We start from the raw sequence: 19,806 nt of genomic DNA on the forward strand, positions 1-19,806 counted from the left end.
TCATCGGGTTGATACGCGGCGTTCTCAGGTTTTTCGCGAGCAAGCTCGCTCCTACAGAGGGTCAGTGTGTGCCTTGGAAAATGATGTTTTCCGGATTGAAATGCTCCACCGCGCTGCCCGGCTGCGGCAAACCCAGGATGTGCCCCTTGATCTTGCCCACCACGTGCATCTCGCACGGCTTGCAGTCGAACTTCAGCGTGAGGACTTCATCGCCGTGGATCAACTGCATCGGTGCCACTTTGGTCTTCACGCCCGTTACACCCTTGGCCTGTTTAGGGCACAGGTTGAACGAGAAACGCAGGCAGTGCTTGGTGATCATCACCGGTACTTCGCCAGTTTCTTCGTGGGCCTCGAAGGCGGCATCGATCAGCTTCACCCCGTGACGGTGGTAGAAGTCGCGGGCCTTCTGGTTGTAGACGTTGGCCAGGAACGACAGGTGCGCGTCCGGGTATACCGGCGGCGGGGTGGTTTCGGCTTTGCGTCCACCGCGTGGGTGAGCGGCCACACGGGCAGCGGTCAGCACTTCGATCACCTCACGGCGTAAAGCCTTGAGCTGCGAGTTGGGGATGAAGAACGCCTGCGGCGCATCCAGTTGGATGTCGGTCGCGTGGTATTCGGTGGTGCCCAGTTGGCCAAGCAGGTCGCGCAGTGTGTCCAGCGCCTGTTCCGGTTTGTTGGCCACGCCAAACGGGCCGGGCAGGGTGACGCTGGCGCTGATGCCTTCTTCGCTGGTGGCGGTGACTTCCAGCTGTTCTTCGCGCAGACGAGCCGCCCAGGTCAGGCCAATACGCCGCTCGGACGAGGTCTTGAGCAGCGCCTGTTGCCAGTTGTGGTCCAGGTTGCGGTTCAGCGGATGGTTTGGGCGTAGCTGGTGCAGGCCGGCCGGCATCTCGTTGGGTTCGACGCGGTAGCGGTAGCGCTTCTCGCCGTCCTCCTCGAACTCGCCCTTGGGCTCGGCGATATTGGCGCGAAAACCCACCACTTCACGCTTGACCAGCACATTCAGGCCGTCGCCGTTGGACAGCGGCTCATGGGTGACCACCTGCAAGTCGCGCTTGCCGGCTTTTTCCACCACGCCGACCGGCAGGCCGGTGAAGGTCGGGGTGTCGAAGGCGCCGATATCGACCTTGCGGTCGGTGACGAAATAGTCGGTGCTGCCACGGTGGAAGGTTTTTTCCGGGTCGGGCAGGAAGAAGTGCGCGGTACGCCCGCTGGAGGCGCGAGCCAGGTCCGGGCGGTCTTCAAGCACGTCATCCAGGCGCTGGCGGTAATAGGCGGTGATGTTCTTCACATAGCCCATGTCCTTGTAACGACCTTCGATCTTGAACGAGCGCACGCCGGCTTCGACCAGCGCGCGAATGTTGGCGCTCTGGTTGTTGTCTTTCATCGACAGCAGGTGCTTTTCAAAGGCGACGACGCGGCCCTGGTCATCTTTCAAGGTGTACGGCAGGCGGCAGGCCTGGGAGCAATCGCCACGGTTGGCGCTGCGGCCGTTCTGCGCGTGGGAGATATTGCACTGCCCAGAGAACGCCACGCACAAGGCGCCGTGGATGAAGAACTCGATGGCGGCATCGGTCTCATCAGCGATGGCGCGGATCTCTTGCAGGTTCAGCTCGCGAGCCAGTACCAACTGGGAGAAGCCGGCCTGGTCCAAAAACTTGGCCCGGCCGAGTGTGCGAATATCGGTCTGGGTGCTGGCGTGCAGCTCGATGGGCGGAATATCCAGCTCCATCACGCCCAGGTCTTGCACGATCAGCGCATCGACACCGGCGTCGTAGAGCTGGTGGATCAGCTTGCGCGCCGGCTCCAGCTCGTTGTCATGCAAAATGGTGTTGATGGTGGTGAAGACGCGAGCGTGGTAACGCCGGGCGAATTCCACCAGCTGAGCGATATCGCTCACCTCGTTACACGCATTATGACGGGCGCCGAAGCTCGGCCCGCCGATATAAATGGCGTCGGCGCCATGCAAGATCGCCTCGCGAGCGATGGCAACATCGCGGGCAGGGCTGAGCAATTCCAGGTGGTGCTTGGGCAAGGACATAGTTTTTTTAGTCAGGCTTGTCACGGTCGAGACGCGCATTGTAGCTGCGAAAAGTCTTACCGGCATCTACCGCAGGGCTTATGGACTCAATGTGGGAGGGGGGTTGCCCTCGATGGCGGTGGGTCAGTCACATATGCGCTGACTGACACGCCCTCATCGGGGGCAAGCCCCCTCCCACATTTTGACCCGAGTCAGGTCTTGGCTGCGGTCGTCAATTCGACGTTGCTTTGCCACGGGAAGAAAACCTGACGATGCCAGGTGCCTGTAGCAATAATCCCTGACACAACAGCGATCACATGTGGGAGGGGGCTTGCCCCCGATGGCGGTGGGTCAGTCACATATGCGCTGACTGACACGCCCTCATCGGAGCAAGCCCCCTCCCACATTTTTGAACCGAGTCAGGCCTTGGCAGCCATCGCCGTCACTTCGACACGCATGCCTTCTACAGCCAATGCGGCAACACCCACCGCCGCCCGTACTGGCCATGGCTCGGCGAAAAAGCGCTTGTAGACTTCGTTGAACGCGGCGCGGTCGGCCATGTCGGTGAGGTAGATGGTCAGGTGCATCACCCGGTCCATGGAACTGCCGGCTTTTTCCAGCGCGACTTTCAGCGCTTGCAGGGTGCATTCGCTTTGCAGGGTGATATCGCCCAGTTCCAGGCTGCCGTCGGCATGGGTTGGAATCTGGGTGGAGACCAGGATGCCGTTAAATTCGATTACATCGGATGAGATCGAATCGGCATCCGGATCGGGGGTGAACTGTAGATCGTGGTTTGCCATGAAAAAACCTCTCGCGTTGGCGTAAACGGTGCCCGGCAGTCTAACCACTGAGGACCTGCGGGTCACGGTGGTTGTCAGTGGTTTTTTGACGTCAAAAAAGAAAATCCTGCGCCAGGTAAAGTCGCTCAAGGCCGCGCCGATAGCGAGTTAGAGACTGATTCTCTGCACGCTGAGGGCGACATCATGTTCAACGCTAAACTCAAACAAGAACTGGCGACCAGGACGGTCGAAGTCAATGAGTACAAAGGACTGATTGCTGCACTCGAACGCTCCATGGCCGTCGTCGAGTTCGACCTCAATGGCAAGGTGTTGCGTGCGAACGATAATTTCCTGAATACCTTGGGCTACAGCCGTGACCAATTGGCCGGCAAGTCCCATCGCGACTTTTGCTCCCCATCCCTTACCGGCAGCCCGGCCTACGCTCAGTTATGGAGCGACCTGCGCGCCGGCAAGTTTGTCTCCGGCACGTTCAAACGCGTGCACAGCAACGGCGCGACCATTTGGCTGGAGGCAAGCTATAACCCACTGATGGATGAGCGCGGGCAGGTGTTGAAGGTGGTCAAGTACGCGCTGGACGTCACCGCCAAGGTCGAACAGGAAGCTGCCACCCGCAGCAAACTCGCCGCACTGGACCGGGCGATGGCGGTCATCGAGTTTGATTTGAGCGGCCAGGTGCTGGACGCCAATCCCAACTTCCAGCAGGTGATGGGCTATTCGCTGGCGGAGCTCAAAGGCAAGCACCACCGATTGTTTTGCGAGCCGAGCCTGATCAACAGCAGTGAATACGCCGATTTCTGGCGCCGCTTGAATAACGGTGAGTTTTTTACCGGCCAATTCAAACGGCTCGGCAAGCATGGTCGGGTCGTGTGGCTGGAGGCCAGTTACAACCCGGTCTACGACGGCGACGGCAAGCTGGTCAAGATCGTCAAGTTTGCCAGCGATATCACCGAGCGTGTCGAGAAGTTCGAGGAAGACTCGCGCGGGGCGTCCCGGGCTTATCATATTTCGTCCGAGACCGAGCGCTTTGCCGAACACGGCACTCAGGTGATCCAGGACACCGCCACCGAGATGCGCCGCATTGCCGAGAATATCGGCGCTTCGGCGCGGTTGGTGGGGCAGTTGGGCGATCGTTCCGAGCAGATCACCGCGATCGTCAATACCATTCGCGGGATTGCCGACCAGACCAACCTGTTGGCGCTTAACGCGGCCATCGAGGCGGCACGCGCCGGTGATCAGGGCCGCGGCTTTGCGGTGGTGGCCGATGAGGTCAGGCAACTGGCGGGGCGTACCAGCCGCTCCACTGCGGAGATCGCTGACATGATCGGCATGATCCTGACCGAAACCCGTGATGCCGTGAGCAGCATGAACGCCACCCAGGAAGGCGCGCAGCGCGGCGTGAGCCTGGCCGATCAGGCCGGATCGGTGATTTTGCAGATCCGCACCAGTACCAGCGATGCGGTGCAGGCGGTGAGCATGTTTGCCTCCAAGCTGGACGAGTCGGAGGTCATTCCCAAGGCCGCGGTGGGTTGGGTCGGCTAATCCGGTCCATTAAACGCCCGCTCCCGGTGCCGATCGCCAAGACCCGCACCGGCGCACGATTTACTCTTTCACATCCATGAATTCTTCAGCCCACGCCACATAGCTTTCCGGCAAGGTGTAGGTGTGCGTCAGCTCGGTAGCGCTGAGGTTCGAAGTGCTGTGGGTCAACTGGCGTTGCGCCCGCAGGCTGTCGTAAGTGGCTTTGATCGCGGCGAAGTACGCGCCGTGTCCGGCCACCACGATGCGCACGCCCAGGCTCGCCAGGCGCTCGCTGTCATGCAGCTGCGGGTTGCCGTAGGTCACCAGCATCAGCGGCACGCTGAGGTTTTCGGCGATTTTTTCCAGGTGGTCGAAGTCTTTGACCCCGACCATGCAGATCCCGTCGGCGCCGGCCTTTTCATACGCCTGGGTGCGGGCGATGACGTCTTCGGTCGGCAGAACACCGGCGTTGGTACGGGCAATGATCGACAGTTCAGGATCGACACGCGCTTCGAGCGCCGCCTTGACCTTGCCGATGCCTTCTTCGACGGAGATCAGGTCCGTGGATTTACGCCCGAATTGCGCTGGCAGCAGGGTGTCTTCGATGGTCAAAGCCGCAACGCCGGCGCGTTCGAGCTCTTCAACCGTACGCATCACGTTAAGGGCATTGCCGTAGCCGTGGTCGGCGTCTGCAATGAATGGTAATTGCGCAACGCGGCCGATACGGGTGGCCTGTTCGACGAACTCACTCAGGGTAATCAACGCAAAATCAGGGGCCGCCAGTACCTGCAGGGAGGCGACGGAGCCGCCGAGGATACCCACCTCAAAACCCAGGTCTGCCGCGATACGGGCGGACATGGGGTCGAATACCGAGGCGGTTTCAACACAGATGGGCTTGGCAAGCAGTTCGCGAAAGTTACGGCGCAGCGCTGAGTGAGAGATCTTGGGCATGTTCTTTCCTGGCTTTTGGTCATCGTCAAGTGACGATCAATGTCTATTCGTGGTGGCGTGAGATTACCACGCAGAGGGCCGGGGATTTATGACGTTTGAGCGCGGGCAATGTCCCTTGCGCGGCGATGGCGCAACAAAATGCAATATGTGCATTTTTATCGAATTACGTTATGCAATATAAATATTTTACATGTCTTGCTTATAACCTCATCGTAGCCCCTTACAACCCTTACCGAGACCGCACGCGCGGATCGACTTGACGTGCCTCACGGCATCTGGAGACGAACGTGCGTTACCTGAAAAAACTGGCGACTGGCATCGCCACCGCATTGCTGTGCCTGAGCGCTCACGCGCAAACGCTGGTGGTGGGCGATCAAAGCTACAACGCCCAAGCGGTGATGGAAGCGGCGGGGGTGCTTGACGATCTGCCTTACACCCTTGAGTGGAAGCAATTCACGGCCGGTTCGCCGGTGGCCGAAGCGCTCAATGTCGGCAGCCTGGACATCGGCCTGCTGGGTGACGCACCGGTGTTGTTCCTGGGCGCATTGGGCGCACCGATCAAGGTGATTGCGGTGAGTCGGCAAAACCTGGCGGGGGTGGCCATTCTGGTCAGGCAGGATTCGTCGATCCACAGCCTGGCGGACCTGGCGGGCAAACGCGCAGCCATCTGGAAAGGCTCCTGGAGCCAGCAACTGCTGTTGAGCGCCTTGGACAAAGCCGGCGTCGCCCACGACTCGCTGGAGTTGCGCTACCTCAGCGCACTGGACGCCTCCCATGCGCTGGAAGGCGGTTCGGTGGACGTCATTGCCACCTGGGAGCCCTACGTTACCCAGCAGGAACGCCAGGGTGCTCGGGTACTCGCGACGGCCGAGGGCTTGATTCCCGCGCAGAGCTTCGTCGCCGCCAACGCCAAGGCGATCGACGACAAGCGTGCGCCCATCGGCGATTTCCTCCAGCGCCTGAAAAAAGCCCGCGACTGGGCGCGCCAGAACCCGGCCAACACCAATGCCTACGCCGATGCGTGGGCCAAACGCACCCGCGCCGACGCCGAAATAGCACGCGTCTGGTTTGCAAGGGCACGCACCACGGTCGAACCGCTGAGCGCCGAGGCGCCTGTCGAGGCGCAAAAGACCGTGGACTTTTTCGCCAGCCAAGGGCTGGTCAAGTCCTACCCGGCCGCCAGCCTGTTTGACCCGTCATTCAGCGCGGCCCTGCAGCCCGCCGTCGTGCAAACACAGCCCTGAATACGCCAAGGAATCGATCCGACATGACCAAACGACAGCTCAAACTGGGCGCCTTGACCATGGGCTGCGGTGGCCCGGGCCGCCATAACCTGTGGCTCGATCCGCAGTTGCCGACCGACGCCAGCGTTAACATCGACTGGTACATCGACATCGCACGCCAGGCCGAGGCAGCGTTGTTCGACCTGATCTTTATCGTCGACAGTCAATTCATCACCCCAGGCTCGCCTTCTCATTACCTCAATCGCCTGGAACCACTGACGCTGTTATCGGCATTGGCCGTGAGTACGCGGCATATCGGCCTGGTGGGTACGCTGACCACGTCCTACAACGCGCCGTATAACGTTGCGCGGCGCCTGGCGTCCCTGGATTTGATCAGCAAAGGCCGCGCCGGCTGGAACGTGGTAACCAGCGGCGATGCCGGCACTGCCGGCAATTACAGCCTTGACGAGCATTATGACTACACCACGCGCTACGGCCGCGCCGCCGAACATGTGCAGGTGGTGCAGGGGCTGTGGAACTCTTATGAGGACGACGCCTTTGTGCGCGACCGCGCCACCGGGCAGTTTCTCGACCCGAGCAAACTGCATCGCCTGAATCACCAGGGCGAGCACTTTTCGGTGGTCGGCCCGCTGAACATCCAGCGCTCCCCCCAGGGCCAGCCGGTGATCTTCCAGGCCGGGGATTCCGAGCAAGGCCGCGACCTGGGCGCCGCGACCGCCGATGTGATCTTCACCCACGCGGCCAGCATCGAGCAGGGCCAGGCGTTTTACCGCGATATAAAGGGCAGGGCGGTGGCCGCAGGCCGCGATCCGGAGCAACTGTTGATCATGCCGGGTGCCGAGGTATATGTCGGCGACACCGATGAGCACGCCCGTGAAATCGAGCGCCATTATCACCAGACTGATCACAGTTTCGAGCTTGCGCTCAAAGAGTTCGGGCGTAATTTCGGCTGGCACGACTTCAGCCAGTACGACCTCGACGCGCCGTTCCCCCAGCAGAGCCTGGAAGCGGCGCGCAGCAGCTTTTTCACTGCAGCCAAACGCATCGCCGATCAGGCCCGCGAGCAGGGTTTCAGCCTGCGCCAGGCCGTGGAGTTTGGCCGACAGCTGCGACCTGGGGCTTTCACCGGCACGGCCGACACGGTTGCGCAAAAAATGGCGGACTGGCTGCAGGCGCAGGCCGTGGATGGGTTCAACATTTACATCGGGCACCCGGAGCAATTTGCCCGGTTCACGCGGCAGGTCATTCCGTTGCTGCAGGAGCGCGGTGTCTACCGCACCGCGTACGAAGGCAAGACGTTGCGCGACAGCCTGGGACTGGACATTCCGGCGTTTGCGCGCCGTTAGGTCGGCGCTCCTTGGCACAGCGGTGAACGCCAAACATCCCCGTTTGGCACAACTGCTGTGCGAATCGAGGGATTAATCCTCCGCCGCACCTATGCCTATAGTCCACTCACCCACGCAGCGCACTCAACGGCGCCGTGCATACCCGTCGCAGACTGAGGTGAGCCTGATGAACCTTGAATTGAACCCCGCATTGGCCGATACCCACCAGGTGGACGCCGAGTACTTCGAGTACAGCAAGGCCGCCAACCCCATCAGTGCCAATCTGATACCGCGCATTCCCTACCACAGCTTTCCCGCTTCGCTGTATGACAGCGGTCCTTCGCGCATTGTCCCGCTGGACCTCAGCGACACCCTCGGCTGTGAAGGCCCGGCCACGGGGCCCGGGCTGTGCGCGAACTTCGTGCGGCTTAACCGCGGCGACACACTGACCCTGCAGCCCAACGCGACCTCCCAGGTGTTCTACGTGATTGCCGGGGAGGGCAGCGTGACCCAGGCCGAGCATGAGATTCACTGGTCCACGGGCTGCTTTATCGCGCTGCCGGGATTGCAAGCGGCGCACTTGAGCGCCACCGAGGATGCGCGGCTCTACTATGTGCACGATGAGCCGTTGTTGCGTTACCTGGGGGTGACACGCAGCACAGATCGCTTTACCCCCACGCTGTACCCTGCGGAACTGGCCAACACGAAGCTGCGCGAAGCGGCGGACGATCCTCGCGCCCAGGACCGCAGCCGCATCAGTATTCTGCTGGGCAACCGCCACTTCCCGCAAACGCGCACTGTCACGCACGTGTTGTGGGCGATGTACGGAATCCTGCCGGCCGGGTCGGTGCAAAAGCCCCATCGGCATCAGTCGATTGCCCTGGATTTCATCATAGATTGCCCGCCAAGTTGCTACTCCCTGGTCGGCACCGAGCTGGACACCGATGGGCAGATCCGCAACCCGGTGCGCGTCGACTGGTCGCCCGGCCTGGCATTCGTCACGCCGCCGGGGTATTGGCATGCGCATTTCAATGAATCCGATAGCGAGGCATTCCTGATCCCGATTCAGGACGCGGGGCTGCAAACCTACCTGCGCGCCCTGGATATTCGCTTCAGTTGAGTCAATTCCAGTCCGGTGTCTCGCCCAGGCGCTCAACCATAAAGTCGATAAAACAGCGGACCTTGGACGACACGATGCGCTTGGGCGGGTAGACAAACCACACGGCAAACTCGCGTTCCACACCCTGGATGCGCCAGTGCGGCAACCAGACCACCAACTCGCCGGCCCGGATGCTTTGCGCCACCAGCCAGTTTGGCAACAGCGCAAACCCCAGGCCCTGGCGCGCGGCGATCAGTTGCGCGTCCAGGTCGTTTATCCGAATACAGTCGCCGTGCACCAACGCCGATTTGCGGCCCTGGTTTAGGAAGGTGATATCTCCCACGGGGCTGGTGCCCAGTACGGCGGGCATAGACGCAAGATCGGTTGGCGTGGACGCAGGCGGGTGCTGCATCGCAAACGCCGGGCTGACCACCAGGCAATAGTGGCCATCGCAGAGCTTGCGCGCTTTCAACGTGGAATCGGCCAGGGCGCCGACGCGAATGGCCAGATCGACACCGGCGTGGATCAGGTTGACCTGGGTGTTATCCAGCACCAATTCAATACTGATTTGCGGGTAGCGCAGGCGGAAGTCGTTCAGCGCCGGAAGAATATGATGACGGGCAAAGGCGGGAGGCAAGTTGAGCTTCAACAGTCCGCGTGGGTGCTGGTTCAACGCAGACGTAGCCGCCTTGGCATGTTCCAGCTCATCGAGCACGGTGCGCGCATGCGTCAGGAACGTCTGGCCACCTTCGGTCAGGTGCAACGTACGCGTGGAGCGGTTGAACAGCGCAATGCCGAGATCCTGCTCAAGGTCCTTCACGTAGCGCGAAACGGTGGAGGCCTTGATGCCCAGGCGCTCGGCCGCACGGGAAAAGTTGTTGCTTCCAGCGGCTTCGACGAAGGCGGTCAGGGCGGCGAAATAGTCCAAGGCGGCCTCGGGGCAGGGCGGGCAGAACAGCAGGGTGGGGAGGATGGCAGCGTGCTGTCAACTCCCACCGCAGATCCACCTGCAGGAAGCGCTTGCTCCCGCAAGTGGATCGCCATGATCAAGGTGAAATGGGATCGCTGGCCGGGAAGGTTTCCTCGATTGCCTCATCGAGTTGGCTGTCGCTGACTGCACGGTCCTGCACCTGCACATTCGACTCGCAGTGGCATTCGGCGCTTGGGCACGCCTGCCCCTGTGGATGCAGGTCGGCGCAGGCCTGGCTGCAGTAGGCTTTGCCGTCGCGCTCATAGCGGGCGGCATCGCTGGCCTGGCAGGTGCAGCCTGGGCAGGCGCATGGCAAATCCGTCGTGGCGTGGTTCATGAGTCCTCCGATCATCAGTCATGGTTGAATGGTCCACACCTGGTTTTGATCATCGAGAAGCCACGAGTTTAAAAAAAGCGCAGCTCGGGGTGATGAGCGGTGATCACGACCTTGTGCGGCAAAAAAACGAACGCGTCAGTGGGACCGGCGTCTATGGTGATAACAACGTCGACACAGCAAAGAGGAGGTTTGCCAATGAACGATTACCCAGCGGGCGACACCGATTCAGAAGCGCGCAACCGTTTGATCGGCGACGCCATAGGCCTGGCTTTCGATGAGGTCGAGTTGTGGGTGACCTCGGTTGAAGAGGACGGCAGCGGCATGGGCTATGTGCTGACGTTCTCCGAGCACACGCCCAGCGATGTCCTCGCCAAGGTCGAGGGGCTGGGCGCCGATCGCACGATCAACATCGGCCCGATTGACTGAGCGCCACCAGGCCAGGGCCATTCACGGCTGCCTGTAATGCCCCGGAATGTCATGGCCCTCATCCACCGGCTTGGTACGTTTTTGCACCTGCACGTCACTCAGCCGCGCATCCTTGAGCTCGGCAAAGCGCTCCTTGAGCAGTGATTGCGCCAGTTGCGGGTCCAGCTCGTCGCCTTCGTGTTGCAGCGTGCGGCTCTGGGGTTGGTTGTCCAGAATAAAACTGACGAGGTAGTGCGGTTTATCGAACATGGGCGTTCCTCCATTACAATCAACACGTGTTACCCGCATAGGGTCTATTCGTTTGATGACTGGACGGCGTGGTGATTCAGAAAAAATCAGAAGTTCTTCAGGCTGGATTCGCCCTGCGGACAACACACCGAACGCTATGTCCGCCATGGGAGCAGGTCAAAATGAGTCGCGCGCTGTTCGTTTCACTGGACGGGCCCAAGGGCACCGGCAAGACCACACTGCTGGAAGCGGTGACGTCGGCACTCAGGGCCGACAACAAGAAAGTGATCCGACTGTGCGAGAAAAAGAGCGATCCCCATCGGGGTGAAACCATGGCGCTGGTCAACCAGCTTGTCAGGAACCCCAGCCGCGCGCTGGAGCTGGCGGTGTGTGAGCGCTTTGCCGAGAGCCGCAGCTGGATGTCCAGGCACGTACTGCCTAGGCAGCCACCGGACAGCATCATTCTGATCGACCGTTGGTACCCATCCGACGCGGCGTTTCGTCGCCTGATCCCGTTTGAGCAGATCCTGCAACTGAACATTGATCGCAACGTGCAGGTGCCCGACCTGCATGTCGGGGTGGTCACCGGCGCTGAATTGTCCTGGGCGAGGGCCGCGGCGCGACGGCGTGGGCTGAGCAGTACGGTGCTGCATACCCTGGAAGAACACGTCGCCTGCACCCAGGCGTTTGAACGAGCGGTCGCCGATCACGGGTGGGTTTTATGCCGCAATGAAGGCACGATCGAGGCGGCGACGAGGCAGGTGGTTGGCGAGATTGATCGCGTGTTGAGCGCGCGCTAGCTCCGTATCGCAATGTATCCAAGGGCCACGTGGATACGTACCGATTCAATAGAGCACCTTGCCGACACACGTGCGATACCTCCCCGCGTTTCAATGGGCGCCAGCGAGGGACTTGACCTCGGCCAAACCAACAGCAGGTGGCGCCATGTTATTGATCGCATTTCTCGGCGGTATCGTCACGGTGCTCAGCCCGTGCATTCTCCCCGTCGTGCCGTTTTTATTCGCCCGTGCCGATCGCTCGCCGTCGTCAGTGGTGTGCACGCTCCTCGGCCTGGCGCTGACCTTTGCCCTGGTTTCCAGCCTCGCCGTCGTCAGCAGTGACTGGGTGGTGACGGCCAACGGTGTCGGTCGCCAACTGGCGCTGGTGGTGCTGGTGCTGTTCGCCCTGTCGTTGCTGTCCGCCAGGGTTGCCAACTGGCTGATGCGGCCGTTAACGGTACTGGGTAATCGCCTCGATCCGGCAACGCGCAGATGGTCAGGGCCCGGCGCTTCGCTGCTGATCGGGGTCGCCACCGGACTGCTGTGGGCGCCCTGCGCGGGGCCGATCCTGGGCATTATTCTGACCAGCGCGATGCTGCAAGGCCCCAGTGCTCAAACCAGCCTCCTGCTGTTGGCGTATGGCTTGGGCAGCTCCCTTTCATTGGGCGCGCTGATCTTCGCCGGCCGAGGCTTGATGTCTCGATTGAAACTGTCGTTGCCGGTTACCGCCTGGCTGCGGCGTGGCGCAGGGCTTGCCACGCTGGTGGCGGCGGTGGTGATCGGCAGTGGCGCACAGAGCCAACTGCTCGCGGGCACTTCATCCGAGGGGGCGGCGAAGGTGGAGCAATCGCTGCTGAGCGGTGTACCCAGGATCGTTGATTCCCTGGTGGACAGCGTGAAGGCCGCGACCGTGCCTGAGATGAGCGTGAAGGATGAAATGCCGTCCCTGTCGGGTGCCGTCCAGTGGCTCAACTCACCCGAGCTGAGCAAGGAGTCCTTGCGAGGCAAGGTGGTGCTGGTGGAGTTCTGGACCTTCGACTGCATCAATTGCCAGCGCAGCATTCCGTACGTGAAGGAGTGGGCGAGCAAATACGAAAAGGACGGGCTGGTGGTCATCGGCGTGCACACGCCGGAGTACCCCTTTGAGAGGGTCATCGACAACGTGCGCAAAAATGTAGCGAAGCTGGGCCTGAATTACCCGATCGCCATCGACAACAACTATGCGATCTGGCGCGCCTTCGACAATCAGTACTGGCCCGCCCACTACATCGTCGACGCCGAGGGCAAGGTTCGCTACACCCATTTTGGCGAAGGCAGCTATGACGCCCAGGAAAAAGTGATCCAGCAGTTGCTGGCTGAGGCAAAGACCAAGGGCTGATTATCGCGGGGGATGATCCACCGGCGTCTTGGCGGAAAGTTTGAGCGTTGGCGGCAGTGTCAACTCCGCACACAGGCCGCCGCCGTCGCGGTTCACCAGGCGCAGGGAGCCTTGCAGTGTCAGTGCCAGTTGTTGGGAAATCGCCAAGCCAAGTCCGGCCCCGCCGGTTTCCCGATTTCGCGAGCTCTCGACGCGATAAAAAGGCTTCAGCACTTCGGGCAACTGGTGTTCCGGTATTCCGGGGCCACGGTCCAGCACCTGGATCAGCAACCCACCCTCCGGCGTGCTCTGTACGTTGAGTTCTACCGCTGAGCCAAACTTCAACGCATTGTCCACAAGGTTGACCAGAATCCTGCGCAGCGCATGGGGGCGCGTGTCGATGGCTACGCCGCCGTTCGCCACCAACGCGACTTCCTTGCCCGTATCGAGGTAATCGAACACCAGGCTTTCCAGAAAGGAATCGACGTCCACGCGCCGGCTTGGCTCATTGGCCCCGGCCATACTGCGCGCGTAGGCCACACCTTCCTGGACCAGGTGCTGCATTTCATCCAGGTCGCTGCACAGTTTGTCCTTTTCAATCGAATCGTCCATGAACTCGGCACGAAGCTTCATGCGTGTGATGGGGGTCTGTAGGTCGTGGGAAATAGCCGCCAATAACTGCATGCGTTCCTTGACGTAAGTGGCGATGCGCTCCTGCAGGGTATTGAAAGCGACGGCAGCGTAGGCCACCTCGACGGGCCCGTCCTCCTTGAGCGGTTCGCCCTGGCCATTTGGATCAAGCCCGTCCACCGCCTGGGAAAGCCGCGTCAAGGGGCGGATGACCGTGCGTATGGCGAGCCAGGTGCAGATGAACAACAGCAACAGTTGCGCAACCAGCACCACGGGTAGCCAGGGCGATAGCGGCATTACCAATGGCCGGACATCAATCGTCAGTGGGCTGCCGTCCTCGAGGCGCAAGTGGGCCTGATAGTGGGGACGCACGTCCGCGATGTCGGTGAAGCTCAGTGCATAGTCCGCGCCCAGCGTCGCTTGCATGGAGCGCACGGATACGGGCGCCGTGGCCATGTCCATTGGCGAACCTGGCTGGCCTTGATCCAGTGCGTATCGGTAGTTCGGGTGTTCGAAACGGGGCAGCCAGGCCTCACGCTCATTGGCCGGCAGCCGTTCCAGTACCGCTACCGTGGTGGCCAGGTCCTGTTCGAAATTGTCCAGCATCAAGGTCTTTGCGCTTTGGTAACGCTCATAAAATTGCAGGCCGAATGACATTCCATGAGCCACCACCAGACTGACCAGGAAGATGAGTGACAACCGCGAGGCCAACGTGCGTGGCCAACGCCTGCTCATGGCTGTTCTCCCGAGACTTCCACCGCGTAGGTAAACACATAGCCCTCGCTGCGAACCGTCTTGATGTAGGCAGGGGCGCGCGCGTCGTCCTGCAACCGGTGGCGCAGCCGACTGACGAGCAAGTCAATCGATCGGTCAAAGAGGTCGGCATCCCGCCCCTGTGTGAGGTTCAGCAGTTGATCGCGATTGAGAACGCGCTGCGGGTGGTCAAGGAACACGCGAAGCAGCCGATACTCACCGCCGCTTAACGTCACGATGGTTCCTTCACCGTCCAGCAGATGCCGCGCCGTGGTATCCAGCCGCCATTTGCCAAATGCAAGCAGCCGGCCTGCTTCGGTGAGGACAAGATTGGGCGGCAACATGCGTGTGCGGCGCAGTACGGCGTTAATTCGCGCCAGTAACTCCCGGGCGACGAAGGGCTTGACCAGGTAATCATCGGCGCCCATTTCCAGGCCGATGATTCGGTCAGTGTCGTCATTGCGCGCGGTGAGCATCAGAATCGGTGTGGCTTTGTGCTTGCCTGCTCGCAGTTCCCGACACAGCACCAGCCCATCGTCGCCGGGCATCATGATATCCAGCACAATCAAGTCGACCGGCGTGGACTCCAGAAAGTGGCGCATCTGGCGACCATCGGCCACCACCGTGGTACGCAGCCCGTTTTTTTGAAGGTAATTGCCGACCAGCTCCCTGATCTCGCGATCATCATCAACGATGAGAATGTGATCTACGTGCTCCACTTGACCCACCTTTAGCCCTTGGCTGTTGTTGTTTGTTAACACGAAGGTGCCGACGAGTATATCCAGGTGCCGGCGCCCATCGCGTCAGCCTTTTTCAGCAGACGTGCCCAGATTGTCACCAGACGCACCTCAACGCGTGGTCGGTTTGTAGTGTTTTGTATCTAAAGGGCAGTGGGATACACAGTGATTCTTTTCAGGCAGTAGGTGACACATACCGGATACCTGCGCGGCGTTAAATGAACCCATCGAGAAGGCGCACGCCTGCTCCCACTGATGACTCATTTGATGCTCGGAGATCCGATTATGAACTGGAAAAACCCTGTGAAGAGGGGCGTGTTTGGTTTGGCCCTGATAGCCGGGAGCGGGGGTGCCTGGGCTGCCAGTCCCGTCGCCGAGGCGTCAGCTGTCAGCGCGGCCTCGACCGGTTCCGAATCGATTCGACCTTACCGAATTCATGTCGATGAAGCTCAATTATCCGTCACTTGCCTATTACAGCCAGGTGAGCAAGGGCGGCCACTTCGCTTCCTGGGAGCAGCCTCAATTGTTCAGCGAAGAGTTGCGTGAAGCCTTCCGGCCGCTGCGCGCCAAGCTGGGCGCAACCAAGACCGCGCAGTGACTCAGATGCATCCCAGTCAACACACCGGGCCTTTACTCGCAGGCCCGCCACGGAGAAACACGATGGATATGGCCTTGCTGAACAACCCACGTAAACCCGGGCGCCTGCTTGCTTTTGCCCCAACGCTCGTGGCCGCCGCGCTGCTGCAATTTACCGCTGTGGCGGCAGGTTTTGCCCACGCCAGCGCTGCCGAGGTACCGCCTGCCACGGTGGGGGCTATCACACCGGGAGCCAATACTTCCCTGGGCGCGCTTAAGCATGTGAAGGCTGGCGTGCTGGACGTTTCCTACGCGGAACTTGGCCCAGCGGACGGTCCGGTGGTTATTCTGCTGCACGGCTGGCCCTACGATATCAACGCCTTCGCTGATGTCGCTCCTGCTTTGGCCGGCAAGGGCTATCGGGTGTTGATCCCTTCTGCCCGTGGTTATGGCGACACGCGTTTTCTCTCGGCCAAGACCGTTCGCAATGGCCAACCTGCCGCGCTGGCGAGCGACCTGATCGACTTCATGGATGCGCTGAAGATCAACAAGTCCGTGCTGGGCGGGTTTGACTGGGGCGCCCGCACCGCCGATATCGTTGCCGCACTGTGGCCGGAACGAGTCAAAGCGCTGGTCGGGGTAAGCGGCTACCTTATCGGCAGCCAGCAGGCGGGCCAGGCGCCACTGCCGCCAGCGGCCGAGTTGCAGTGGTGGTACCAGTTCTACTTCGCGACCGAGCGCGGCCGTCTGGGTTACGAGAAAAACACCCACGACTTCGCCAAGCTCATCTGGAAGCTGGCGTCGCCGAAGTGGAATTTCGACGATGCCACGTTTGATCGCAGCGCAGCGTCGCTGCACAACCCCGATCACGTAGCCGTGTCGATTTTCAACTATCGCTGGCGCCTGAATCTGATCAAAGGCGAGCCCAAATACGACGCGATCGAGAAGAAACTGGCGGCATTTCCTTCCATCAGCGTGCCGACTATCACGATGGAAGGCGATGCGAACGGCGCGCCCCATCCGCCGGCCGAGGCTTATGCAAAACGCTTCACTGGCAAGTATGAATTCCGCCTTGTCAGCGGTGGAGTAGGGCACAACCTGCCCCAGGAAGCGCCGCAAGCGTTCGCCCAGGCGGTGATTGACGCTGATCACCTCTGACAGGTCCCAAGGGAGAGTCACGATGAAACTTCTGCATCTGGCCGTTTTGTCAGGGGTTGCTGCGCTGGTTGCACTCAGCGTCGCTGGCGCCGCCATGGGCGATTCCGGTGGTGGTGATGCTTCACCGATCTACGGCGTGCAGGTTCCAGATGGCTATCGCAAGTGGGCGCTCATCGCTCCCGCGCAGGAAGCCGCCCCCTTGAACGAATTGCGCGCCGTGGTTGGCAATGACCTGGCGATCAAGGCCTACCAGGACTCGGCGCTGCCTTTTCCCGATGGCACGGTGCTGGTGAAACTGGCCTGGAAGCACGTGCAATCGCCTGAATTCGAGCCGGCTTCCATACCCGGCGCAGCCACAACGGTTCAAGTGATGGTGAAGGATTCGAGCAAGTACGCCGCGACCGGCGGGTGGGGCTTTGGCCGTTTTATCAACGGCAAGGCAGTCGATCAGGCTCAGCACGAGACGTGTTTTGCCTGCCACCAGGCACGCGTTAAAAACCATGATTTTGTGTTCACACGGTACGCCCCATAACCCCAGACTCAACGGAGTTGCCCATGAAAAAAACCCTTGCCTCGCTGGCAGTCGCAGCCAGCCTGTTTGCCGGCGCCAACGCGTTCGCACAGACCGAAAAGCCCACCATCGTGCTCGTTCACGGAGCCTTCGCCGACGCCTCAAGCTGGAACGGAGTGGCCAGGATTCTCGAACAGGATGGCTACACCGTGGTCGCTGCAGCCAACCCGCTGCGCAGCGTGAAAAGCGATGCCGCCTCCGTCGCCTCACTGATCGCCAGTATCCAGTCGCCGGTCGTGCTGGTGGGCCATTCATACGGCGGCAATGTCATCAGTGCCGCGGCGAATGACCAGGCCAACGTCAAGGCGCTGGTGTACGTCAGCGCGTTCGCCCCCGACACCGGCGAAACCGTCGCAGGTCTGGCCGGCAAGTTTCCGGGCAGCACGTTGGGGCCGACCCTCGCCGCTCCGGTGCCATTGAGTGATGGAGGCAAGGACCTGTACATCCAGCAGAGCCAGTTCCACGAGCAATTCGCCGCTGATGTTCCCGCCGTGGAGGCTGCATTGATGGCCGCAACCCAGCGCCCGGTCACCGACGCCGCGCTGAACGAGCCATTCGGCACGCCGGCGTGGAAGCACATCCCGAGCTGGTCGATCTACGGCGACCAGGACAAAAACATCCCGCCCCAGGCGCTGGCCTTCATGGCCAAGCGAGCGGACGCTAAAGCAGTGGAGGTGGTGAAGGGGGCGTCCCATGTGGTGATGGTCTCACACCCGGCGCCCGTGGCTCGCTTGATTGAGAGGGCGGCGACTGCGAAATAGCAGCGCGGATGCGCCGAGTCGACCGAAGGACGACTCGGCCGGCATCACCCAGTCTCTTGCATTCGTTTGTGTGATGATCGTTGAACGCCAAACCCATATGACAGCTTGACAGCTGCGCGCCGTGGAATCGGTCTCAGCGGGTGAGTCGAAAGCTATCGTCAATCAGTGAATGGATTTCCTTTGCTCCGAGTGGGCCGTTCAGAAGGACGGTAATCCAGTGCTCCTTATTCATATGATAAACCGGGTAAATGCCCGGCTTTTTTCTCAAGGAACCCACCAGCTCCGGCTCAACTTTCAGGTCGAGGACGTCGATTCGCCCATCTTGATCAAGACCTATTTTCTCGGCAGGGATGTCCATGAGCAGGGCATACCATTTTTCGTTATCCGAGTGCCTGAAGACGGCATAGTCAGGGAACTTTTCCCATGGATGATCGGGCTTCGTCTGGTATTTTTTCTGCATGTAATCAATCAATTGCTGACGGTTCATGTATTGCTCCTTGGTCTGAAATTGAGGGAAGTCCAGAGGCCATCATCGGTGAGGCTCAAGCCTTATCAATATTGAACTATTCATAGCACCCGCATCCCTAACGCTGTGCATGTAGCCCATAGCTCAGGCCATCCCTGAGCTACCTAAAGACACATAAAAGGTCTGGTGAACTATGAAGAGTGAACAAGTAGAAGGTATGTCGCAAAAGGTCGCTGGGAAGGCTCAGAGCGTTGTTGGAAAACTGTTTGGCGATTCGAAGCTGGAAGCTGAAGGCGCTGGGCGGCAGGCTGCGGGTCAGGTCACCCAGGCCTACGGCGATGCATTGGACAGCGTGTCGACTTTCGTCAAGGAAAAACCAGTTGCTGCAATCGCAATTGGCGCAGTAGCCCTGCTGGTTCTGGACCGTCTCTTTCGCCGCTGAAGCGGGACGCAAAGAGCCCGGTATCTGAAGAATCTTGTCCTTGTGCTTTCCAGGCGGCTTGCCTGGGGAGTGCCAGGACGGGTTGTGATCTACTTTGCTTTCAACGTGGACTGCTCGTCCGATGCAGGTTGGGACGCCGGCAACTCGCAACGGTTGTCGCGACAGCGACGGGCACCGTCCGGGTGCGGTAGCCACGCCAGGTGTGGACGTAAGCGGCGGAAAAGGCGATAGCCGAACTCAAATAACGGGCGCAATGCACTCCACGTCAGTGGCGTCGCCCAGACACCCAAACCGGCCGCTCGCCAGCTCCACAGGGTGGCATCCAGACCGGTTACCCAGCGCCCATCAGCGAAACGGGCATGCAGCAAAGACTGCATGTGCTCTAGCTTGAATCCGAGTTCGCTGGCGTCGAATTCGCTGCTACTGATGTCCACAAAAAACAGCCGATCGTCTACGGCATGTTCGCGCAGGAGCTTGATTTCCCGCGCGCAAAGAGGGCATTCGCCATCAAAGTAGAGCGTCAGCGGCCACTTCACTTTATTGTACATTGATCGTTCTCGTGTATAGGTATTGTATAAGATAGGCTGAAAGAAACAGACTGACAATCAGCACCCTGCTGCAGCTGCGCGAGGGTCTCTCACGCAGGCTTTCTGTGAAC

General features: G+C 60.5%; 20 protein-coding genes and 3 pseudogenes. 13 read left to right on the plus strand and 10 right to left on the minus strand.

Annotation, left to right across the window (positions count from 1 at the left end; genetic code table 11):
* Nucleotides 1–61: 61 nt before the first annotated feature.
* Complete coding sequence (locus SC318_RS12860) at nt 62–2,041, minus strand: peptidase U32 family protein (RefSeq protein WP_320431105.1); 1,980 nt, start codon at nt 2,039–2,041, stop codon at nt 62–64.
* Nucleotides 2,042–2,439: 398 nt separating this feature from the next.
* A complete protein-coding gene (locus tag SC318_RS12865) occupies nt 2,440–2,820 on the minus strand; it encodes a RidA family protein (RefSeq protein ID WP_320431106.1) in 381 nt (126 codons plus the stop codon).
* 183 nt (nt 2,821–3,003) lie between these two features.
* On the opposite strand from SC318_RS12865, the pseudogene SC318_RS27055 reads away from it, so the two are divergent.
* Together SC318_RS27055 and SC318_RS27060 are read left to right on the plus strand one after the other, a co-directional pair.
* Nucleotides 3,004–3,771: pseudogene (locus tag SC318_RS27055) on the plus strand (PAS domain-containing protein); the annotation flags it as partial.
* Nucleotides 3,772–3,882: 111 nt separating this feature from the next.
* A pseudogene (locus tag SC318_RS27060) lies at nt 3,883–4,359 on the plus strand (methyl-accepting chemotaxis protein); the annotation flags it as partial.
* 60 nt (nt 4,360–4,419) lie between these two features.
* On the opposite strand, the gene SC318_RS12875 reads toward SC318_RS27060, so the two are convergent.
* Nucleotides 4,420–5,289, minus strand: a complete 870-nt coding sequence (locus SC318_RS12875; protein WP_124358469.1) for an oxaloacetate decarboxylase — start codon at nt 5,287–5,289, stop codon at nt 4,420–4,422.
* A gap of 287 nt (nt 5,290–5,576) precedes the next feature.
* On the opposite strand from SC318_RS12875, the gene SC318_RS12880 reads away from it, so the two are divergent.
* From SC318_RS12880 to SC318_RS12890, 3 genes are all read left to right on the plus strand, one after another.
* Complete coding sequence (locus SC318_RS12880; RefSeq protein WP_320431108.1) at nt 5,577–6,533, plus strand: ABC transporter substrate-binding protein; 957 nt, start codon at nt 5,577–5,579, stop codon at nt 6,531–6,533.
* A 23-nt stretch (nt 6,534–6,556) separates the two neighbouring features.
* A complete protein-coding gene (locus SC318_RS12885) occupies nt 6,557–7,879 on the plus strand; it encodes an LLM class flavin-dependent oxidoreductase (RefSeq protein ID WP_320431109.1) in 1,323 nt (440 codons plus the stop codon).
* A gap of 166 nt (nt 7,880–8,045) precedes the next feature.
* A complete protein-coding gene (locus tag SC318_RS12890; RefSeq protein WP_320431110.1) occupies nt 8,046–8,978 on the plus strand; it encodes a cupin domain-containing protein in 933 nt (310 codons plus the stop codon).
* Between the two features lies 1 nt (nt 8,979).
* Here the strand turns inward: SC318_RS12890 and SC318_RS12895 are convergent, their stop codons facing one another.
* Together SC318_RS12895 and SC318_RS12900 are read right to left on the minus strand one after the other, a co-directional pair.
* The gene (locus SC318_RS12895) at nt 8,980–9,885 is read right to left on the minus strand and encodes a LysR family transcriptional regulator (protein ID WP_320431111.1); all 906 of its coding nucleotides are present in this window, start codon (nt 9,883–9,885) and stop codon (nt 8,980–8,982) included.
* A 118-nt stretch (nt 9,886–10,003) separates the two neighbouring features.
* The gene (locus SC318_RS12900; protein WP_320431112.1) at nt 10,004–10,264 is read right to left on the minus strand and encodes a metallothionein; all 261 of its coding nucleotides are present in this window, start codon (nt 10,262–10,264) and stop codon (nt 10,004–10,006) included.
* Between the two features lie 195 nt (nt 10,265–10,459).
* Between SC318_RS12900 and SC318_RS12905 the strand changes: the two genes are divergently transcribed.
* Nucleotides 10,460–10,690: a hypothetical protein gene (locus SC318_RS12905; RefSeq protein WP_306493112.1), complete on the plus strand. Its 231-nt coding sequence runs from the start codon at nt 10,460–10,462 to the stop codon at nt 10,688–10,690.
* Nucleotides 10,691–10,711: 21 nt separating this feature from the next.
* Here SC318_RS12905 and SC318_RS12910 read toward each other — a convergent pair whose 3' ends face one another.
* The gene (locus SC318_RS12910; protein WP_306493111.1) at nt 10,712–10,939 is read right to left on the minus strand and encodes a hypothetical protein; all 228 of its coding nucleotides are present in this window, start codon (nt 10,937–10,939) and stop codon (nt 10,712–10,714) included.
* Between the two features lie 161 nt (nt 10,940–11,100).
* Between SC318_RS12910 and SC318_RS12915 the strand changes: the two genes are divergently transcribed.
* Together SC318_RS12915 and SC318_RS12920 are read left to right on the plus strand one after the other, a co-directional pair.
* Nucleotides 11,101–11,718 (plus strand): dTMP kinase, encoded by a 618-nt coding sequence (locus SC318_RS12915; protein WP_320431113.1) that lies wholly within the window; start codon nt 11,101–11,103, stop codon nt 11,716–11,718.
* Between the two features lie 145 nt (nt 11,719–11,863).
* Nucleotides 11,864–13,075, plus strand: coding sequence for a cytochrome c biogenesis protein DipZ (locus SC318_RS12920; RefSeq protein ID WP_320431114.1), 1,212 nt, complete (start codon nt 11,864–11,866; stop codon nt 13,073–13,075).
* Here the strand turns inward: SC318_RS12920 and SC318_RS12925 are convergent, their stop codons facing one another.
* Both SC318_RS12925 and SC318_RS12930 read right to left on the minus strand, forming a co-directional pair.
* Nucleotides 13,076–14,419: a sensor histidine kinase gene (locus SC318_RS12925; RefSeq protein WP_320431115.1), complete on the minus strand. Its 1,344-nt coding sequence runs from the start codon at nt 14,417–14,419 to the stop codon at nt 13,076–13,078. It abuts the gene before it with no gap.
* Nucleotides 14,416–15,156: a response regulator gene (locus SC318_RS12930; RefSeq protein ID WP_320431116.1), complete on the minus strand. Its 741-nt coding sequence runs from the start codon at nt 15,154–15,156 to the stop codon at nt 14,416–14,418. The genes SC318_RS12925 and SC318_RS12930 overlap by 4 nt, the downstream gene beginning before the upstream one ends.
* A 472-nt stretch (nt 15,157–15,628) precedes the next feature.
* Between SC318_RS12930 and SC318_RS12935 the strand changes: the two are divergent.
* The 4 genes and pseudogenes from SC318_RS12935 to SC318_RS12950 form a co-directional block, all read left to right on the plus strand.
* Nucleotides 15,629–15,772 (plus strand): annotated as a pseudogene (locus tag SC318_RS12935) (epoxide hydrolase); the annotation flags it as partial.
* Nucleotides 15,773–15,834: 62 nt separating this feature from the next.
* Complete coding sequence (locus SC318_RS12940; protein WP_320431117.1) at nt 15,835–16,908, plus strand: alpha/beta fold hydrolase; 1,074 nt, start codon at nt 15,835–15,837, stop codon at nt 16,906–16,908.
* 22 nt (nt 16,909–16,930) lie between these two features.
* Nucleotides 16,931–17,440 (plus strand): cytochrome P460 family protein, encoded by a 510-nt coding sequence (locus SC318_RS12945; protein ID WP_320431118.1) that lies wholly within the window; start codon nt 16,931–16,933, stop codon nt 17,438–17,440.
* Nucleotides 17,441–17,463: 23 nt separating this feature from the next.
* On the plus strand, nt 17,464–18,240 hold the full coding sequence (locus SC318_RS12950; protein ID WP_320431119.1) for an alpha/beta fold hydrolase: 777 nt from the start codon (nt 17,464–17,466) through the stop codon (nt 18,238–18,240).
* A gap of 133 nt (nt 18,241–18,373) precedes the next feature.
* On the opposite strand, the gene SC318_RS12955 is transcribed toward SC318_RS12950, so the two are convergent.
* On the minus strand, nt 18,374–18,727 hold the full coding sequence (locus tag SC318_RS12955; protein WP_320431120.1) for an MmcQ/YjbR family DNA-binding protein: 354 nt from the start codon (nt 18,725–18,727) through the stop codon (nt 18,374–18,376).
* A 172-nt stretch (nt 18,728–18,899) separates the two neighbouring features.
* On the opposite strand from SC318_RS12955, the gene SC318_RS12960 reads away from it, so the two are divergent.
* Nucleotides 18,900–19,148, plus strand: coding sequence for a CsbD family protein (locus SC318_RS12960; protein WP_306493094.1), 249 nt, complete (start codon nt 18,900–18,902; stop codon nt 19,146–19,148).
* A gap of 89 nt (nt 19,149–19,237) precedes the next feature.
* Here the strand turns inward: SC318_RS12960 and SC318_RS12965 are convergent, their stop codons facing one another.
* Nucleotides 19,238–19,696, minus strand: a complete 459-nt coding sequence (locus SC318_RS12965) for a thiol-disulfide oxidoreductase DCC family protein (RefSeq protein ID WP_320431121.1) — start codon at nt 19,694–19,696, stop codon at nt 19,238–19,240.
* Nucleotides 19,697–19,806: the final 110 nt, after the last annotated feature.

Source organism: Pseudomonas sp. MUP55 (assembly GCF_034043515.1).
Classification (GTDB): Bacteria; Pseudomonadota; Gammaproteobacteria; order Pseudomonadales; family Pseudomonadaceae; genus Aquipseudomonas.

What these genes read in the sequence shown, in the direction of transcription:
- SC318_RS12965 (WP_320431121.1), bottom strand. Translation starts at nt 19,696, where the DNA reads ATGTACAATAAAGTGAAGTGGCCGCTGACGCTCTACTTTGATGGCGAA.
- SC318_RS12925 (WP_320431115.1), bottom strand. Translation starts at nt 14,419, where the DNA reads ATGAGCAGGCGTTGGCCACGCACGTTGGCCTCGCGGTTGTCACTCATC.
- SC318_RS12945 (WP_320431118.1), top strand. Translation starts at nt 16,931, where the DNA reads ATGAAACTTCTGCATCTGGCCGTTTTGTCAGGGGTTGCTGCGCTGGTT.
- SC318_RS12890 (WP_320431110.1), top strand. Translation starts at nt 8,046, where the DNA reads ATGAACCTTGAATTGAACCCCGCATTGGCCGATACCCACCAGGTGGAC.
- SC318_RS12940 (WP_320431117.1), top strand. Translation starts at nt 15,835, where the DNA reads ATGGATATGGCCTTGCTGAACAACCCACGTAAACCCGGGCGCCTGCTT.
- SC318_RS12960 (WP_306493094.1), top strand. Translation starts at nt 18,900, where the DNA reads ATGAAGAGTGAACAAGTAGAAGGTATGTCGCAAAAGGTCGCTGGGAAG.
- SC318_RS12885 (WP_320431109.1), top strand. Translation starts at nt 6,557, where the DNA reads ATGACCAAACGACAGCTCAAACTGGGCGCCTTGACCATGGGCTGCGGT.
- SC318_RS12905 (WP_306493112.1), top strand. Translation starts at nt 10,460, where the DNA reads ATGAACGATTACCCAGCGGGCGACACCGATTCAGAAGCGCGCAACCGT.
- SC318_RS12875 (WP_124358469.1), bottom strand. Translation starts at nt 5,289, where the DNA reads ATGCCCAAGATCTCTCACTCAGCGCTGCGCCGTAACTTTCGCGAACTG.
- SC318_RS12865 (WP_320431106.1), bottom strand. Translation starts at nt 2,820, where the DNA reads ATGGCAAACCACGATCTACAGTTCACCCCCGATCCGGATGCCGATTCG.
- SC318_RS12910 (WP_306493111.1), bottom strand. Translation starts at nt 10,939, where the DNA reads ATGTTCGATAAACCGCACTACCTCGTCAGTTTTATTCTGGACAACCAA.
- SC318_RS12920 (WP_320431114.1), top strand. Translation starts at nt 11,864, where the DNA reads ATGTTATTGATCGCATTTCTCGGCGGTATCGTCACGGTGCTCAGCCCG.
- SC318_RS12915 (WP_320431113.1), top strand. Translation starts at nt 11,101, where the DNA reads ATGAGTCGCGCGCTGTTCGTTTCACTGGACGGGCCCAAGGGCACCGGC.
- SC318_RS12955 (WP_320431120.1), bottom strand. Translation starts at nt 18,727, where the DNA reads ATGAACCGTCAGCAATTGATTGATTACATGCAGAAAAAATACCAGACG.
- SC318_RS12900 (WP_320431112.1), bottom strand. Translation starts at nt 10,264, where the DNA reads ATGAACCACGCCACGACGGATTTGCCATGCGCCTGCCCAGGCTGCACC.
- SC318_RS12950 (WP_320431119.1), top strand. Translation starts at nt 17,464, where the DNA reads ATGAAAAAAACCCTTGCCTCGCTGGCAGTCGCAGCCAGCCTGTTTGCC.
- SC318_RS12860 (WP_320431105.1), bottom strand. Translation starts at nt 2,041, where the DNA reads ATGTCCTTGCCCAAGCACCACCTGGAATTGCTCAGCCCTGCCCGCGAT.